We start from the raw sequence: 15,612 nt of genomic DNA on the forward strand, positions 1-15,612 counted from the left end.
CCGACAGACCCTACCGCCGTCTGCGACAAGGGCACATGCTGTTCACCGCGCGTACATTCGTCGTTACCACCCCACCGCTGGCGGTGGTTTCTGCCTGGCCGACGGCCCGGCGGGAGATTGACCAGGACGGAAGAATGAGCAGTATCAGCACCGCCCACACGGCCATCGCGAGCATCCCGGTCACGGACCGGCTACCGGCCGAACAACTCACCGAACGCACGCCCGCCGACCTGTGGCACATGGCCAGAGCCGTGCTCGACGCCAACTGGTCGCGCAACCACACCGTGCCGTCGCGCACCCTCTACCCGCACCAGTGGAGCTGGGACGCGGCGTTCATCGCGATCGGCCTGGCCCGGATCGACCCCGATCGGGCCTGGCACGACCTGCGCAGCCTGTTCCTGGCGCAGTGGCCGGACGGACGGGTCCCGCACATCGTCTTCGACCCGGACGTCGCCGAACGCGACTACTTCCCCGGACCGGGATTCTGGCAGGTACCGCTGCGCCGCCCCGGGCACCCGGACGGCACCGGCATCGTCCAGCCGCCCGCCCACGCCGTCGCCATCTGGGAGATCTACCAACGGGCACCGGGGCCGCAGGCGGAAGCCGAGCTGCGTTGGTTCTACCCACGGCTGGTCGCCGCTCAGGACTACCTGTCGAGCAGTCGCGACGTCGGCGGGGACGGGTTGGCCAGCATCGTGCACCCCTGGGAGTCCGGCCTGGACAACAGCCCGGCCTGGGATGCGGCGCTGTCCGCCGTACCGGCCGACCTCGGCGTGCTCGTCGGGCGGCAGCGGCATGACAACCGGGTGGCCGCAGCGTCCCACCGGCCGACCGATGAGGACTACGCCCGGTTCGTCGCGCTGGCACTGGCGTACCGCGACGGCGGCTACCGGGACGACGAGCTGGCCGCCCGACACGACTTCGTGGTCGAGTGTCCGACCTTCAACGCGTTGCTGGCCGCCGCCGAACACGCGCTCGCCCGGATCGCCGCCGTGGTCGGCGCAGATCCAGCGGTCCACCTGGACCGCGCCGCGCGGATCACCCGGGCCGTCGACGACCAACTGTGGGATCCGCGGACCGGCATGTACCACGCCCGGGACGTCCGGACCGGACGGCTCAGCCCGGCACGCTGCGTGAGCGGACTGGTCCCGCTGATCCTGCCCGGCCTACCGCCCGACCGGGTCGCGGCGCTCGTGGCTACGGCCGAGTCGCACCGGTTCGGGCTGTCAGCGTCGATGCCGGTGACCAGCTACGACCGGGCCGCCGTCGACTTCGACCCGGTGCGGTACTGGCGCGGACCGGTGTGGATCAATATCAACTGGCTGCTCCGTCGGGGACTTCGTGAGCATGGCCATCTGGATCAGGCCGAAACTCTGCGTGACGCGATGCTGGAACTGGTTCGCCGGTCCGGTTACTACGAGTATTTCCACCCGGAGACCGGCGACGGGGTCGGCTCGGCGGCATTCAGCTGGACCGCAGCGCTGGTGCTCGATCTGCTGGGCGAAGGCGAGGCTCCGCCGGTCGGCGGTCCGATCGATTAGCAGTTACCCGATAGTAGGGGAGCCGCGTCGACCAACGCCGATCCGACAGTCTGCCCGATACCAATACCCATTCGGCTGACCACCCGCAGATGCCGTTGATTACGACATAAGCTGCATATAAGACAGAAAACGGTTACTGATCAACAGATTCTCACTGTTCGTAGCCACCTTCTCACGGTGGGTCGAGTCGACCGTACGGTGCGCAACTGGCGTCCTCACGGATGGTTCCGGCCCGCCGGCAGGACATCTATCTTTCCCTGCCGGTGGGCCGCACGAACGACGCGATCCTGCGCACTCGACGCTGTCCGCCGTTTTTGCTGCTACCGCCAGAGGGGTGGGCGATGCAACCCGCACACGATGCCGCACGGCGACCCGGACAGGACGCCGTAGGCCGAAAGCGATGGCTCGACGGGGCGTTGCTCCGATCAGTCATCACCGTATTGATGCTCGTGCCGATCTGTGTGCTGTTCACCCAGTTGTGGCGCGGCACCTCGGCGGACATCGCCTTCGCCGAACGCGAACGCGAGGGTGTGGCGTATCTCGGCGCGCTCAACGAGTTGACCGTGGCCCTGGTCGACGCGCAGTCAGCTGCCGTCGCCGGTCAGCCGGTCAACGACGAGGCGCTGCTTCGGGCCCTCGATGCGGTCACCGAGGTCGACCAGCGGATCGGCGCGTCGCTACGAGCCCAGCAACGGTGGGCGACGCTGCGCTCCGCCGTGGAATCCCTGTCGGGTCGGCAGTTCAGCCGGCCGACCGAAGCCTTCGACGCGTACCGCCAGGCCACCGACCTGCTGCTGGCCCAGTACGACAGGATCCGGGAGAGCTCGAACCTGACGCGTGACCCGGAAGGCGACGCCTACCACCTGCAGGACGGCGCGGCCGAAGAGTTGCCGGAGGCGATCGTCGCCACCGGACGCTTCGCGGATCTCGCGGTGCTGCTGCCGACCCGACCGGCGCAGGACCGGCCACTGGCGTTGGTCGAACTGATCAGCGCGGTCGGCGACGTGCTCTCCCCCGCAGGCGACCTGGCCGACAACGTCCAGGCCGCGGTGGAGAGCACCGACAGCCGGACGATGAGCAGCAACCTGCTCACCCAGGTCGACCGGTTCCGGCGCAGCATGGACACCATTGCCGCGGCCGCCGCCGCGCTGAAACCCGCGGATGTCGTCTCGGGCGACGGGTCCGCCGGGCCGGGCGGCGGGGCAGCGCTGCCCGACCTGGATCCCCTCGTCGGGCTCCGGGTCGATGCCCAGGTGGCGGCGGCCGAACTCACCGGCACCATGCTGGCCGAGCTGGACAATCTGATCACCGACCGGATCAGCACCCTGCAACGCAGCCAGTGGGTCTCGGTCGGCGCCCTGGTGGTGGCCTTCGCTCTGGCCGTAGCCCCGATGGTCATCGCCTACCTCGTTCAGCCCGGTCGCCCCGGTGCCGGCAGTGGCGGCCATGTCGGGGTCGGCCAGCCGTTGGAACCGGTTGAGCCCGGTCCCGACACGGCGGACCAGCCGACCCGCTGGCCGAAACTCGACCCGACGGCGCACGGCGGCGCCCCCGCCGGCACCGCCGACCCGGGCACCGGACGATGGGGGCCGACCGTTGCTGCTCGATAGGCTCCGGATCCGGGGAAAACTGGCCCTGCTGGTCATGATCCCGCTGATCGCGGTCGCTGCCCTGGCGGTGCCGATCGTGATCGACCGCGCCGCGCTGGCCGGCCGAGCCGCCGACACGGTCCGCACCGTGCAGACCGGCGGCCAGATCGGCTCGCTCGCCCAGGACCTGCAGCAGGAGCGTCTGCTGGCGATCGGCTACCTGCTGGACAGCGTGGATCGGTCCCGACTGGTGTTGCAGGAGGCGGCCGTCACCGACCGGGTCGCCGACCTCCGGGCGGAGCTGGGTGACCACCTCGGCACCGAACTGGCCGCAGCGGTCGACGCTGTCGACGACCTCGCTGAGGTCCGGTCCGCGGTACGCGACCGCACGGCAACCAGCGATCAGGTGATGACCACGTACGGCGATCTCATCGAGCGGTTGATCGATGGATTGAAGCTGGTCGACTCGGCCGACGTCGCCACCCCTGAGGGACGCCAGATCGTAGCGTTGGACGCCGCGCTGCGGCTGGATGCCGCGATCAGCGCCGGAGCGACTCACATGCTGCTGGTGGTCGGATCCCGCGATCCGCAGTCCGCCACCCGGTACGCGATGAGCCTGGTCGCCGCGCAGGAGAACGCCGCCCGGTTCAGCCGATTCGCCACCGCCGATCAGGTGGCCCTCTACAGCCTGGTCGAGGAGGCACTCGACCAGCGGCTCGGCAGCGGGTTCACCGCCACCTCCCAGGCCGGCGCGCAGGACGGCTTCACAGTCGACCCGACCCAAGCGTTGGCCGGCCTGTCCGTAACCACGTTGTTCCCGGCCCTGGAATCGCTGATCGCCCTCGGCCGGTTCGTCGAACGCAAGATCGTCATCGACGTCACAGTCGACGTGACCCGACGGCAGGAACAGATCCTGTTCATCGCGTACAGCGTGGTGGCTGGTGCGCTGCTGGTCCTGCTGGCGGTCGTCGCGTTGAGTCTGTACGTGGCCCGGTCGGTCGCCCAGCCGCTGGCCAGGCTCACCTCCTCGGCCGACCGTGTCGCCCGGATCGCCGAGGCGGAGCTGGTACGGGTGGCCGATGACGAGTCGGAACGCCCCGACCCGGTGCGCCTCGACCCGGTCGAGGTTTCCGCCACCGACGAGATCGGCGATCTGGCCCGCGCCTTCGAACGGGTACAGCAGACCGCCGCCCGGCTCGTCGAACGACAGGTGTCGAGCCGACGCAACGTGGCGCAGATGTTCGGCCACGTCGGACGGCGGACCCAGAACCTGGTGAGCCGCCAGTTGGCGATCATCGACCGGCTGGAGCGGGAGGAGACCGACCCGCGCCGGCTGCAGCATCTCTACCGGCTCGACCACGTCTCCAGCCGGCTGCGGCGCAACGCCGGCAGCCTGGTGGTGCTCTCCGGGGCGACCGGCGCCGAGGAGCACATGGCCCCGCTGCCGGTCTCCGACGTCATCCGGCTCGCTCTCGGCGAGATCGAGGAGTACACCCGGGTCGACGTGCAGGCACCGGCCGGGTACGCCCTGCAGCCGTCGGTCATCGCCGACCTGGTGCTGCTGCTGGCCGAGCTGATGGAGAACGGCACCGTCTTCTCCCCACCGCACACCCGGGTGACCGTGGCCGCCGGACCGCTCGACGACGGCCTGCGGGTCAGCGTCATCGACCGTGGGCTCGGGCTGTCCCCGGCACGACTGGCCGAGGAGAACGCCCGGCTGACCCGACGGGAACGGCTCGACCTGGTACCGACCGAGGTCCTCGGCCTGTTCGTGGTCGGCCGACTCGCCCGCCGGCATGCGATGGCCGTCGAGTTGACCGCAACGCCGGGCGGCGGGGTCACGGTGACGGTCGACCTGGGACCGGACCTGATCGTGCCGGCCACCGGCGCCCCTGGACGGGCCGTGGCCACCGGTCCCACCGGCCGGCCACCAGCGGTCGCGCCCACCATCGCGCCGCTGCCCGGCACGGTCCCCGCCAACGCCGTGCTGATTGGCACCGCACCGGGCGGTCCGCCCGGAGACGGTCCGTCCGGAGACAGGCCGACGGCCGTGACGCCGGCGGCCCCCGGCGGACCCCGTCTGGAACGGACCGTCGCCCGGGCCAGCGTCCGCACCGGCGTGCCGGACGGCTCCGGCGCTGGCTTCGACTCGTCGGCGGTGCAGCGGGCCACCCGGTCGCTCGGCACCGGAACCCCGTGGAACGCGTTCGGCACCGCAGCGGCCGGGGCCGGTGCCCCGGCCGCCGGCTCCGACACCACTGCGGCCGGCACGGGTACGCCAGCGACCGGCACGCCGGCCGAACCAGCCAGGGCACCGGATCAGCCGGCGGCAGCCCCCACCGCCGAGCCGGTGGGACGTGGGCCGCTGCGGCAACGCGTTCCCGGTGCCCAGCACCCGGTCGGCGGCGGACCGGCGGCGCTCAGCGACGCACCGGCCGACCCGGTCGCCGCACGGGCACTGCTGGAGGAGTTCGAGGCCGGGGTACGGCGGGCGCAGCGGGAGGTGGCGCAGGACCCGACGGTCGCCAGGTCGGACCGCCTCACCCAGCGGGTGCCCGGCGCGAGCCTGCCCGACCCGCCCCCGGCCAGCGCATCCCCCGGCAAGGGCCAGCCCTGGCCGCCGGACCCGCAGCAGGCCAAGGAGTCCCTGGACGAGTTCGAGACGGGCGTTCAGCGCGCGCTCACCGAGATCACCACCACCTTCCAGCACGGCAGCAAAGGAACCAACGGATGAACAGTCCCTACACGCCGGACACCGCGGAACGCCCGACGACCCCGGCCGGCAATGGCAGCGGCTCGCTGAGCGCCGAAGCGCAGACCTTCAACTGGTTGCTGGACTCGTTCACCTCCAGCACCGCCGGTGTCCGCGAAGCCATCGCGGTCTCCTCCGACGGACTGCTGATGGCCATGTCCGCGATTCAGGACCGGGCCAATGCCGAGCGGCTGGCGGCGGTGGTGTCCGGCATGACCAGTCTGGCCGGTGGTGCGGCGAACTGGTACTCGCTCGGCACGTTGAACCGGGTGGTGGTGGACATGGCCGACGGCTACCTGCTGGTCAGTTCGATCAGCTCCGGGTCGGTGCTGGGGGTGATCGCCGACCGCTCGGCCAGCCTCGGCACGGTCGCCTACGAGATGACCCTGTTCGCCGGGCGCGCCGGTGGCCCGCTCACTCCCCGGCTGATCGCCGAGTTGAAGAACTCCGTCCAGTCGTGACCCGACCGCCGTACGGGGCGGACGAGCCGGTCGATCCGCAGCCGCGCATCCGCCCCTACCTGCGTACCCCGCCGTCGGGTGACACCCCGGCGGCGGGCGGGGGTCCGCCCGGCGTCGGCGGGTCCGACGGCGGCGTGCCGGACCGGTCGGACGGCGACGCCGCGGCGACGACGCTGCGGCCGTTCGTGCTGACCGCCGGTCGGGTAACCGGGGCGGACCCGGACATCAACCTGGAGACGCAGGTGACCGCGCGGGTTCCGGACCCCTTCGACCCCGGCCCCTCGGGATCCGGCCTCGCCCCTGAACTGCGGGCGATCATCTCGCTCGCCGCCGACCCGATCTCCGTCGCGGAACTCTCCGCCCGGCTGGGGCTGCACCTGGGGGTGACCCGGGTGCTCGTCGGCGATCTGCGCGCCTCCGCCCATCTCGACGTCCACGTACCCGACGTCGACGCCCCTGCCGATGCCGACACCATCCTGCGAGTGATCCGTGGACTACGTGCCATCTCCTGACCGGCCGACCGCCGGACCGCCCCCGACAGCCCGGCACCGCGCCCCACCCCGGACCGCGCCGATCCCGGTCAAGATCGTCGTGGCGGGTGGCTTCGGGGTGGGCAAGACCACCACCGTCGGGGCCATCTCCGAGATCGTCCCGCTGACCACCGAGGCGGAGATGACCGCCGTCTCCGTCGGGGTCGACGACCCCGGCCCAGAGTCCGGCAAGACCACCACGACCGTCGCGATGGACTTCGGCTGTGTCACGATCGACCAGAGTCTGAAGCTGTATCTGTTCGGCACCCCGGGTCAGACCCGCTTCGGGTTCATGTGGGACGACCTGGCCCGGGGGGCGTTGGGCGCACTGGTCGTGGTGGACAGCTCACGCCTGGACGACTGCTACCCCGCCGTTGACTACTTCGAACGGGCCGGGCTGCCGTTCGTGGTGGGAGTAAATACCTTCCACGGCCGCCTTGGTCATAGCATTGACGAGGTCAAGTGGGCGTTGGCGACCGGCCCGGCCGTTCCGGTCGTCGCGTACGACGCCCGCGACCGGCTGTCGGTCCGAGACGCCCTGCTGGTGGTCCTGGACCGGGCGCTGGACCGAGCGGTACGGAGTCAGCCATCCTGAGGTGGTAGCAGAGGAGGACAGATGCGTGGTGACCTGGACGACGCGCTCGCCCGGCTCGCCCGACGCGACCAGCTGCAGAAGCGGGTCAGCCAGGGCAACGACCGGACGGCGTCGGCGGCGCACGAGATCGCTGCGGCGGTCCGGCAGGTGGTGGAGCGCCACCCTGGGTTGACCGCCACGGTCCACCTCGCCCACGGCGGTCAGGCCGTGCAGCTCACCGTCGGCAACCGGGACGGCCGGGTGCAGGTGACGGTCGACGGCGGTACGCCTGCGGTCGGGCCGAACCCGCCGTCCGGCGACCCGGCGGCGCCCGGGGTGCCGACCGCCGGGCGTCCACCGGAGTGGCCGCCACGCGGACAGCCCACCCAGGACGGTCCAGCGGCCCGCCTGGCGGAGCTGATCCGACGCGATCCGTCACTGCTCAACGGGGCGACGGAGGGCTGAACCGGCCCCGCCGGCGGGTGGCCGAGGTACCCGGCGGAGGCCGCCGTCACGACGTGGGCGGCTCGTCCTGGCCGGACTCCTCCGCCGCGTCCGCCTCCTCCTTGGTGTGGTGTACCGCACCGTCGGCGTGCTCCGGCGGGCCGTAGACGGTGTAGAGCACCAGTGGATTGGGACCGGTGTTGACGAAGTTGTGTTTGGTGCCGGCCGGCACGGCGACCAGGTCCCCGGCGGCGACGGCCCGCCGCTCGCCGGCCACCAGCGCTTCGCCGACACCGCTGACGAAGGTGAGGATCTGGTCGATGTCCTCGTGGACCTCCTCGCCGATTTCGCCGTCCGGCGGAATGGTCATGATCACAAGCTGGGAATGCTCACCGGTCCAGAGCACCCGGCGGAAATCGGTGCTCTGCTCAGCGACGGTGGCGATCGTGAAGTGCTGCATACCACTCAAGGTACCCAGAACCGGCCGTCGGTACGCGTGTTGCCGTGCACACGGCCGACCACTGCGTGCGCCGAATCAGCCGGCCAGCCGGCGCGCGCTGGGTCAGCCGGCCAGTTCGACGACCGCCTCGACCAGCAGCCAGCAGCCGAACACGAAGAACAGCGCGGCCGCCCCGTACGCGATCACCCGTTCGGGAAGCCGCCTGCCGAGCAGCCGGCCCACCACGATGGCCAGTGCGTCGGCCGCGACCATGCCGAGCGTGGAGCCGAGCCAGGTGCCGAACCAGCCGTGCCGGGTGGCCAACGTGATCGTCGCCAGCATCGTCTTGTCCCCCAGCTCGGCGAGGAAGAACGCGGTGAACACGGCGATCACCGCCGTCCTGGTGGTCCGCTGCGCCCGGCGGGACTCCTCGTCGGTGAGGGTGTCGCCGCGCAGCGTCCAGAAGCCGAACCCGATGAACGCCAGCGCGGCGGCCAGCGCGATCCAGCCGGTGGGCAGGGCCACACCGAGGCCGTACCCGAGGGCGACCGACACCAGGTGCACGACGGCGGTGGCAGCAGTGATACCGACCAGCACCGGCCAGGTCCTGAATCGGGTGGCGAAGGTCAACGCCATCAGCTGTGACTTGTCGCCCAGCTCGGCTACGAAGATCACGCCGAAGCTGATCGCGGTCGCGGCAAGGAAGCCGTCCATGGTGCCTCTCATCCGGTCGGGGCCGGATCGTGGCACGCGGACCTCGACCCGGCTGCTGAAGCCTGGGTCGAAGGTCTCGCCCACCCGACGTACCGCCGGGTCGCCGCAGCCGGGTGCGCAGCACCAGTGTGTCGACCGCGATGTTGGGAGCTACTCCCCTTCGCAGTCGCCGAGTCTAGCCGCTCCAGCAGCGACGATCGCAGTTGGTGACCGAACACACGGGGGCGGGTCCACCAACGCGACCAGTTTCCGTTACGTTCACCCCTGTCCGTGGCGTACCGCGCACATCGCCCAGGGTGGACGTGACGGCGGCACTCACGGACACTGTCCCGGAACTTCCAGGACGATCAATCGCCGGACTGCTGTGGTGAGGGCGGGAACATGACCGAGCCGATCATGGTGGTCGATGTCGGCACCTCGGGCACCCGGGTGGCGCTGGTCGTCGCCGACCAGACGACCCTGGTCAAGGAGCCGGCCAGCGGGGCGACCAGCTGGCCGTCGTCGGTGTGTCTGGCGGACGAGGGATTCCTGGTCGGCACCCCGTCCGAGGTACGTAAACGGGCCATGCCGCGGCGGTACATCGACGGGCCACGCCGGGCCGTCGACGCCCAGGCCGCCATGTGGCTGGAGCACCGTGAGGTCACCGGCGCCGAGGCGCTCACCGTGTACCTCACCGTGGTCGCCAACGAGACCCGCCAACTGTACGGGGGCCAGATCGACCGGCTGACCCTGTCCGTGCCGGCGGACTACCTGCCCGGCGACCCCCGCCGGGACACGATGCTCGCCATCGGTGAGGCCGCCGGGTTCCGCGACGTGGAGCTGATCGACAGCGCGGTGGCGGCGGCGCTGGACCCGACGACCGGCGACAACCTGCCGGCCGGCGCTCTGGTGCTGGTCTGCGACCTAGGCGCGACCTGGACCGTCGCGCTGGTGCAGGTGTACGGCAGCCACACCGTCCAACTCGCTCAGCAGACCAGCCCTGCCGGGCAGGAACTCGACGCGCTGCTCATCAACGACCTGCGCACCGAGGGGCGGGCCTGGCTGGAGCCGATGCTCGCCGCACCCGGTGACGCCGGGCTGCGCGCCTACCACGAGGCGATCGACTTCGCCCGCCGACTCAAACACCAACTGGTCGACGCCGACGAGGTGGTCGATCACCTCACCCCGCTCACGCCGCCGTACCGGCTGACCCGGGCCTGGCTGGACGCGTTCGCCGAACCGGCGCTGCGCTGGCTGGTGGAGGGCGCCGCAGGTGTGCTGGGCGCGGTCGGCGCCGCACCGGCCGACCTGGCCGCAGTGGTCGTCGCTGGCGGCAACGCCTACCTGCCGGCGGTCCACACCACGTTGCGGTCCGGCCTCGGCATCATCGACGCCGGGTCGCCGGGGCCGCTGCGCTGCGGCTCGGACCCGGAGCTGGCGGTGCTGCGCGGCGCGGCCCGGTTCGCGGCCGGCGCCAGCGGCCGCACCGTCACCGCCGAGCCGCAGCGGTGGCGCACCGAGCCGACCTCGTGGGAGATCCCGGGCGGTCGGGCCCGGCTGCTGCGCTGGTGCGTACCGCCGGGCGAGCCCTACCCGGCCGGGGCGGTGCTCGCCCACGTCCGTACCCCCGACGAGCGGGTCTTCGAGCTCACCGCCGCCCAGCACGGCCGGCAGTTGGGCCAGCAGGCGTACCCGGGCGACCTGGTCGGCCCGGTCCTGGTGGTGGCTACCGCGAAGGACGCGGTGGCCCTGCAGCGCCAGCCGCCACCCCGGCGGCGGCACCTGGAGTCCACCGGTAGCTGGCTGCTCACCCCGGACCGCGAGCATCTGGTGGAGTGCGACCCGGCGGCCCGGCTGGTCCGGCTCCGGGCGATCGCAGACGACACGGTCCGCGCCGAGTTCCGTCCGGAGCACACCGCCGGCGCGCAGCCGACCGGCCGGGTGTTCGTCGACCCGGATGGCCGGCTGGCGGTGGTGGCCTGGGCCACGGATGGGTTCATCTCGGTGTGGGACATCGAGACCGGCAAGATCAGCGCCCGGTTCCACGACCCGGGCGGGCCGCACCGGGTGCTGATCGACGAGATCGGGTGGCGGGCGGCGGCCGAAGGCCGGGCGAAAGCCGTGGGCCGGTCTCGGCGTACCGCGACGACCCTGTGGGATCTGCGTACCGGCACCCACATCGACCGCATCGTCGACGACCGGTGGGAGCAGCGGATGCCGGAGTTCGCCGACCACAGCCGGCGGGAAGGGTTCGGCACGGCTGCGGTCAGCGCCGACGGGCAACTACGGGCCGTGGTCGCCGACGCGCTCGACGGCATCGCCGCAGTGGTCCTGCAGGACACCTCGACCGGACAGGAGCTGTTCCGGGTGCTGGGCGGCACCGGGCAACGGGTCCGGGTCGGGTTCAGCGCCGACAGCCGGCACCTGCTGGCCAACTGGGAGTCCAACGAGCGGAGCCTGATCGATGTCTGGGATGTCTGACCAGCCCGTCCTGGTGGTCGACTTCGGCACCTCCTCCTCCGCCGCGATGGTGGTCACCGGTGAGACCGGTCAGCTGGTGCCGGACCCGGTCACCGGTGCGCCGACCTGGCCGTCCGCCGTGCACTGGGACGGTCAGAGCATGATCGTCGGCGCGCTGGCCGAGCGGCGGAAGCGGTCCGAGCCGACGGCGTACGCCGCCGAGTTCAAACGCGGCATGGCCGCCGACGTGCCGATGATGCTCGGCGACCGCCGGTTCCGGCCGATCGAGCAGGTCGCGGCGGTGCTGACCGCGCTACGGGTGGAGGCCGAGCGGCGGTACGGCGCGCCGGTGCACCGGACGGTGGTGACGGTCCCGGCGTCGTACGACCCGGACGACCCGCGCCGCGCACAGATGATCGCCGCAGCCGAAGCGGCCGGTCTCGGCCCGGTCGAGCTGTTGCCGGAGCCGGTTGCGGCCGCGTTCGCCCCGGTCGCCGGCCCACCGCCGGTCCCCGGCGAGCTGGTGCTGGTCTACGACCTGGGCGGGGGCACCTTCGACACCGCGTTGGTGCGCATCGACGAACGCTGGCACGAGGTGCTCGGACACGCGGCGATCGACGACTGCGGCGGCCGGGACATCGACTCGCTGTTGGCCGGCAGGATCCACGCCGACGGGCAGCAGTGGCTGGCACCGCTGCTGGCGAGCGCGGCCGCCAGCCAGTCCGCACCGGCCACCCTGCGGCTCGGCATGGCGGTCACCGACTTCGCGAACCGGATCAAGCATCAGCTCAGCGACACTCCGGCGGTGGAGGACTTCCTGCTGCCGGACACTCCGGCGTACCGGCTGACCCGGGCGGACCTGGCGCAGCTGGTGGCTCCGCTGCTGGACCGGACGATCGCCTGCTGCCGGCAGATGCTGGCCGCTGTAGGGGTGCCACCGGCCAGCATCGGATCGGTGCTGCTGGTCGGCGGCGGGGCCCGGATGCCAGCCGTGGCCCAGGCGGTGCACGACGCCTTCCAGCGCCCGCTGCGTCAGGTGGAGCAGCCGGAACTGGCGACCGTGCACGGTGCCGCCCGATGGTTGCCGCGCAGCGGCCCGCGGACCATCCGGGCGTCGACGGAGACCACCGGAATGGTTCCGCTGTCGTTCGGCATCCCGGGCGGGTCCGCGCGGCTGCACCGCTGGCTGGTGGTGCCGGGTCAGCCGTATCCGGCGGGCACCCCGCTGGCCCGGGTCCGGCTGCCCGGCGGCGCGCTGTGGGACCTGGTGGCCGCGACACCGGGCACGCTCGACCGGCTGCTGGTGCCGCCCAGCGCCGAGGTCGCCAGCCACCAGTGGCTGGCGCTGGCCACCGGCTGAGGCGACGGGTCAGCGGGCGGTGATCAGCCGGAACAGGGTGAGCCACTGCTCCGGCCAGTGGCAGGCCAGCCGGCGAGGATCGCTCAGGCGACCGGTCTTCCAGCCGGGACGTCGATGATGCGCTGCTCGACCCGGGCGGTGTCGGCGGCGGCCAGGACGGCCACCACCTGCCGGCCGAACCGGACGTCGCAGGGGTGTCCCGGTGACCCGGCGGTGACCTGCCCGAGCAGCGCGTCGATGGCCGAGTGGAACGCCTGCCCGGTGGTCACGTCCCGGTGCGGCACCGGCACGATCCCGGGCTCGCCGAAGAACGTGACGTCGAAGGTCTTCGCCGCCACCGGGCCGTCCAGGTTGAGCGACAGCGTGCTGGTGGCCCCGCCGGTGTGTCGCAGTAGCAGGTGCACCCCGCCGGCCGGGCCGGGCATCGCGGCGACCCGGGCGACCGGGCCCAGCACCGGCAGCACCACCGACAGCGCGTGCGGGCCGATGTCCCACAGCCCGCCGTAGGTGCGCCGCCAGGGCGAGGCACCGTACGGGTTCCCGGGCTCGGAGATCGCCGCGAACAGCGCTCCCCGGGCACCGTGCCAGGCACCGTCGGCCGGGCGGGCCAGAAAGTCGATCATGGACGGGTTGAACCGGCTGGTGAAGAAGATCACCGACGCGACGTCCCGCCGGTCGACCGCCGCGACGACCCGGTCGGCGTCCGGCAGGGTCAACGCCAACGGCTTGTCCAGCAGCAGATGCCGGCCGGCGTCGGCGGCACGGACCGCGATCTCGGCCTGTACGTCGGGCGGCAGAGCGACGGCGACCGCGTCGACGTCGGCGAGCAACGCGTCCACATCCTGGTACGGTGCGACGCCGTACCGCTGCGCCAGCGCCGTGGCCTTCGCCCGGTCCCGCCCCCAGACGCCGACCAGTTCCGCGTCGGGGTGCGCGGCCAGCCCGGCCGCGTGGGTCTCGGCCGCCCAGTGCCCGGTGCCGAACAGACCAAACCGCAATGCCATTGCCACGTTTCCCTCCGTCGACCGGTGTTCAGTGTGACCGCTCAGCCCGGTCGGCGACGTAGCGGGCCTCCTCGGCGTCAACGGCGGCGGCCGCCGCCTCCTCGGCCAGCGCGGCGGCGCTCAGTTCGGCAACGTACGCCGCCTCTGCGGCACGCCGCGCGGCGGCGGCGACCACGTCGTACTCCCGGCGGGCGGCCTGGTCGCGGACGCGGTGCCGGTCGACGGCGCGGTCGGCCCGGTCCCCCGCCGTCGGGTCCGGCGGCGCGCCGCCGGCCCGCCGCCACACCGCACGCAGCTGCTGCACCGAGATGTCGCCCCGGCGGTACGCGGTGAGCGCGGCCCGGCTGACGTCGCGCCCGTGCTCGGCGGGCAGCGCCGCACCGGTGACGACGGCCGCCGGCCGGTCCTCCTGGTCGGCGAACAACGCCTGCTGATAGGCCTGGCCGGCGGTTTCCTGCCGCTGCCAGGCGTCGTCGCGGGCCAGCTCAGCGGCGGCCGCCCGGTCGCGCAGCTGCTCGGCGGTGGTCCGGGCGGTGTCGGCCGCGGCGGCGATGGTCTGCGCCTCGGCGGCGAGCTCGTCGGCCTCGGCCCGCAGCGCCCGCCGGTCGGTCGGGTGCTCTGCCGTACGGGCAGCCAACGCGGCCAGAGCTAGCAGGGCGAGCAGGACGAGACAGCTGGCGATCAGGAGGCCCCAGATGCCGACGCCAACCACCACACCCTCCCCAGGGTGGATCGGACCGTCCCGGACTGACTATAGACTCCGGCTGATACCGAGAGCCACCGTCCGGACACTGCGGATCGGAGCACCGGTCACCGGTCCTCGGCGACCTGCGGGGGCGCACCTCGGCGGGTCGCGTAGCTGGTGAGTAGGGTGTTCGGCGTGACTGTGGCAGCTGAGACGGCGGTGCGGCGGTGAACGGGCCGATCGCCACCGTGGTCATCGTCGGCGCGCTGGCCGTCGCCGGCTGGGCACTGCTCTGCGCAGCGTTGGACCGGCCGCCGGGGCTGATCCAGTACGGCGGGCTGGCGGTGGTCGAGGTCGCCCTGCTCGCACTGACCGTGGCCGCCGTGGTGGCGCTGGTCGGCGGGGAACGTCCCGGTGAACCACCGGTCTTCGCCGGCTACCTGATCACCACGCTCAGCCTGCCGCCGATGGCGGGGGTGCTGGGCCGGATGGAGCCGACCCGGTGGGGTTCGTTGACCATCGGTGTCTTCGCCCTGGTGATCCCGGTGCTGGTGGTCCGGCTGCAGCAGACCTGGACGGCGGTCGGCGGTGGCTGACCCGACATCGACGGCCGGGCGGACGGCGCGGACCGGGCGGACGGCGCGGACCCGCAGCGGGCCGGGCCGGGTGCTGATCGGCGTCTACATTCTGTTCGCGATCGCCGCCTCGTCCCGGGCCGGCGTACAGATCGCCACCCGGTTCGGCGAGGCGCCGGTGGCATACCTGCTCTCCGCCTTCGCCGCGGTGGTGTACCTGGTGGCGGCCGCCGGGCTGATCATCGACGGCCCGGTCGGTCGCCGAATCGCATACGGCTGCTGCACGGTGGAGCTGGTCGGCGTACTCGGCATCGGCGCGGTGAGTTTCGCGGTGCCGGCGGCGTTCCCGGACGAGACGGTCTGGTCGGGCTTTGGCAGCGGGTACGGCTACATTCCGCTGGTGCTGCCGGTCGTCGGGCTTCTCTGGCTGCGCCGCAGCCGAGCCTCGGCCGGTCCTGAGGCCGACGCACCGGCGTAGGCCGGCCACCGACGCTCGGGCCGGCTC

General features: G+C 72.4%; 15 protein-coding genes. 11 read left to right on the forward strand and 4 right to left on the reverse strand.

All coding sequences use genetic code 11. From position 1 onward, the window contains the following. Window positions 1-134 precede the first annotated feature (134 nt). The 7 genes from O7543_RS13035 (at window position 135) to O7543_RS13065 (ending at window position 7,912) form a co-directional block, all read left to right on the forward strand. On the forward strand, window positions 135-1,541 hold the full coding sequence (locus tag O7543_RS13035; RefSeq protein ID WP_348650106.1) for a trehalase family glycosidase: 1,407 nt from the start codon (window positions 135-137) through the stop codon (window positions 1,539-1,541). Between the two features lie 443 nt (window positions 1,542-1,984). Beyond that, window positions 1,985-3,151, forward strand: a complete 1,167-nt coding sequence (locus O7543_RS13040; protein ID WP_281553577.1) for a hypothetical protein — start codon at window positions 1,985-1,987, stop codon at window positions 3,149-3,151. A gap of 34 nt (window positions 3,152-3,185) precedes the next feature. Continuing rightward, window positions 3,186-5,864, forward strand: coding sequence for a nitrate- and nitrite sensing domain-containing protein (locus O7543_RS13045; protein ID WP_281567407.1), 2,679 nt, complete (start codon window positions 3,186-3,188; stop codon window positions 5,862-5,864). Next, window positions 5,861-6,343, forward strand: a complete 483-nt coding sequence (locus O7543_RS13050) for a roadblock/LC7 domain-containing protein (RefSeq protein WP_281553575.1) — start codon at window positions 5,861-5,863, stop codon at window positions 6,341-6,343. Before O7543_RS13045 ends, O7543_RS13050 begins: the two co-directional genes overlap by 4 nt. Next, window positions 6,340-6,855 carry a DUF742 domain-containing protein gene (locus O7543_RS13055; RefSeq protein WP_281553574.1) on the forward strand — a complete coding sequence of 172 codons (516 nt, stop codon included), beginning with the start codon at window positions 6,340-6,342 and terminating at the stop codon, window positions 6,853-6,855. The genes O7543_RS13050 and O7543_RS13055 overlap by 4 nt, the downstream gene beginning before the upstream one ends. After that, the gene (locus tag O7543_RS13060) at window positions 6,842-7,468 is read left to right on the forward strand and encodes an ATP/GTP-binding protein (protein WP_281555463.1); all 627 of its coding nucleotides are present in this window, start codon (window positions 6,842-6,844) and stop codon (window positions 7,466-7,468) included. Before O7543_RS13055 ends, O7543_RS13060 begins: the two co-directional genes overlap by 14 nt. Before the next feature lie 21 nt (window positions 7,469-7,489). After that, complete coding sequence (locus O7543_RS13065; protein ID WP_281553573.1) at window positions 7,490-7,912, forward strand: hypothetical protein; 423 nt, start codon at window positions 7,490-7,492, stop codon at window positions 7,910-7,912. Window positions 7,913-7,958: 46 nt separating this feature from the next. Here the strand turns inward: O7543_RS13065 and O7543_RS13070 are convergent, their stop codons facing one another. Beyond that, the gene (locus tag O7543_RS13070; protein WP_281553572.1) at window positions 7,959-8,351 is read right to left on the reverse strand and encodes a cupin domain-containing protein; all 393 of its coding nucleotides are present in this window, start codon (window positions 8,349-8,351) and stop codon (window positions 7,959-7,961) included. Between the two features lie 102 nt (window positions 8,352-8,453). Next, window positions 8,454-9,044: a TMEM165/GDT1 family protein gene (locus O7543_RS13075; protein ID WP_281555462.1), complete on the reverse strand. Its 591-nt coding sequence runs from the start codon at window positions 9,042-9,044 to the stop codon at window positions 8,454-8,456. A gap of 381 nt (window positions 9,045-9,425) precedes the next feature. Between O7543_RS13075 and O7543_RS13080 the strand changes: the two genes are divergently transcribed. Both O7543_RS13080 and O7543_RS13085 read left to right on the forward strand, forming a co-directional pair. Continuing rightward, complete coding sequence (locus O7543_RS13080; protein WP_281553571.1) at window positions 9,426-11,504, forward strand: Hsp70 family protein; 2,079 nt, start codon at window positions 9,426-9,428, stop codon at window positions 11,502-11,504. Continuing rightward, complete coding sequence (locus O7543_RS13085) at window positions 11,497-12,843, forward strand: Hsp70 family protein (protein ID WP_281553570.1); 1,347 nt, start codon at window positions 11,497-11,499, stop codon at window positions 12,841-12,843. Before O7543_RS13080 ends, O7543_RS13085 begins: the two co-directional genes overlap by 8 nt. 83 nt (window positions 12,844-12,926) lie before the next feature. On the opposite strand, the gene O7543_RS13090 is transcribed toward O7543_RS13085, so the two are convergent. Both O7543_RS13090 and O7543_RS13095 read right to left on the reverse strand, forming a co-directional pair. After that, on the reverse strand, window positions 12,927-13,847 hold the full coding sequence (locus tag O7543_RS13090; protein ID WP_281553569.1) for a Gfo/Idh/MocA family oxidoreductase: 921 nt from the start codon (window positions 13,845-13,847) through the stop codon (window positions 12,927-12,929). 28 nt (window positions 13,848-13,875) lie between these two features. After that, window positions 13,876-14,559: a hypothetical protein gene (locus O7543_RS13095; protein WP_281553568.1), complete on the reverse strand. Its 684-nt coding sequence runs from the start codon at window positions 14,557-14,559 to the stop codon at window positions 13,876-13,878. A 200-nt stretch (window positions 14,560-14,759) separates the two neighbouring features. Between O7543_RS13095 and O7543_RS13100 the strand changes: the two genes are divergently transcribed. Both O7543_RS13100 and O7543_RS13105 read left to right on the forward strand, forming a co-directional pair. Beyond that, entirely contained in the window at window positions 14,760-15,128 is a 369-nt protein-coding gene (locus O7543_RS13100) for a hypothetical protein (RefSeq protein ID WP_281553567.1), read from the forward strand. Next, window positions 15,121-15,585 carry a hypothetical protein gene (locus O7543_RS13105; protein WP_348650107.1) on the forward strand — a complete coding sequence of 155 codons (465 nt, stop codon included), beginning with the start codon at window positions 15,121-15,123 and terminating at the stop codon, window positions 15,583-15,585. The genes O7543_RS13100 and O7543_RS13105 overlap by 8 nt, the downstream gene beginning before the upstream one ends. Window positions 15,586-15,612: the final 27 nt, after the last annotated feature.

The sequence above is a fragment of the Solwaraspora sp. WMMA2080 genome, assembly GCF_027497395.1.
In the GTDB taxonomy this organism is placed as follows: Bacteria; Actinomycetota; Actinomycetes; order Mycobacteriales; family Micromonosporaceae; genus Micromonospora_E.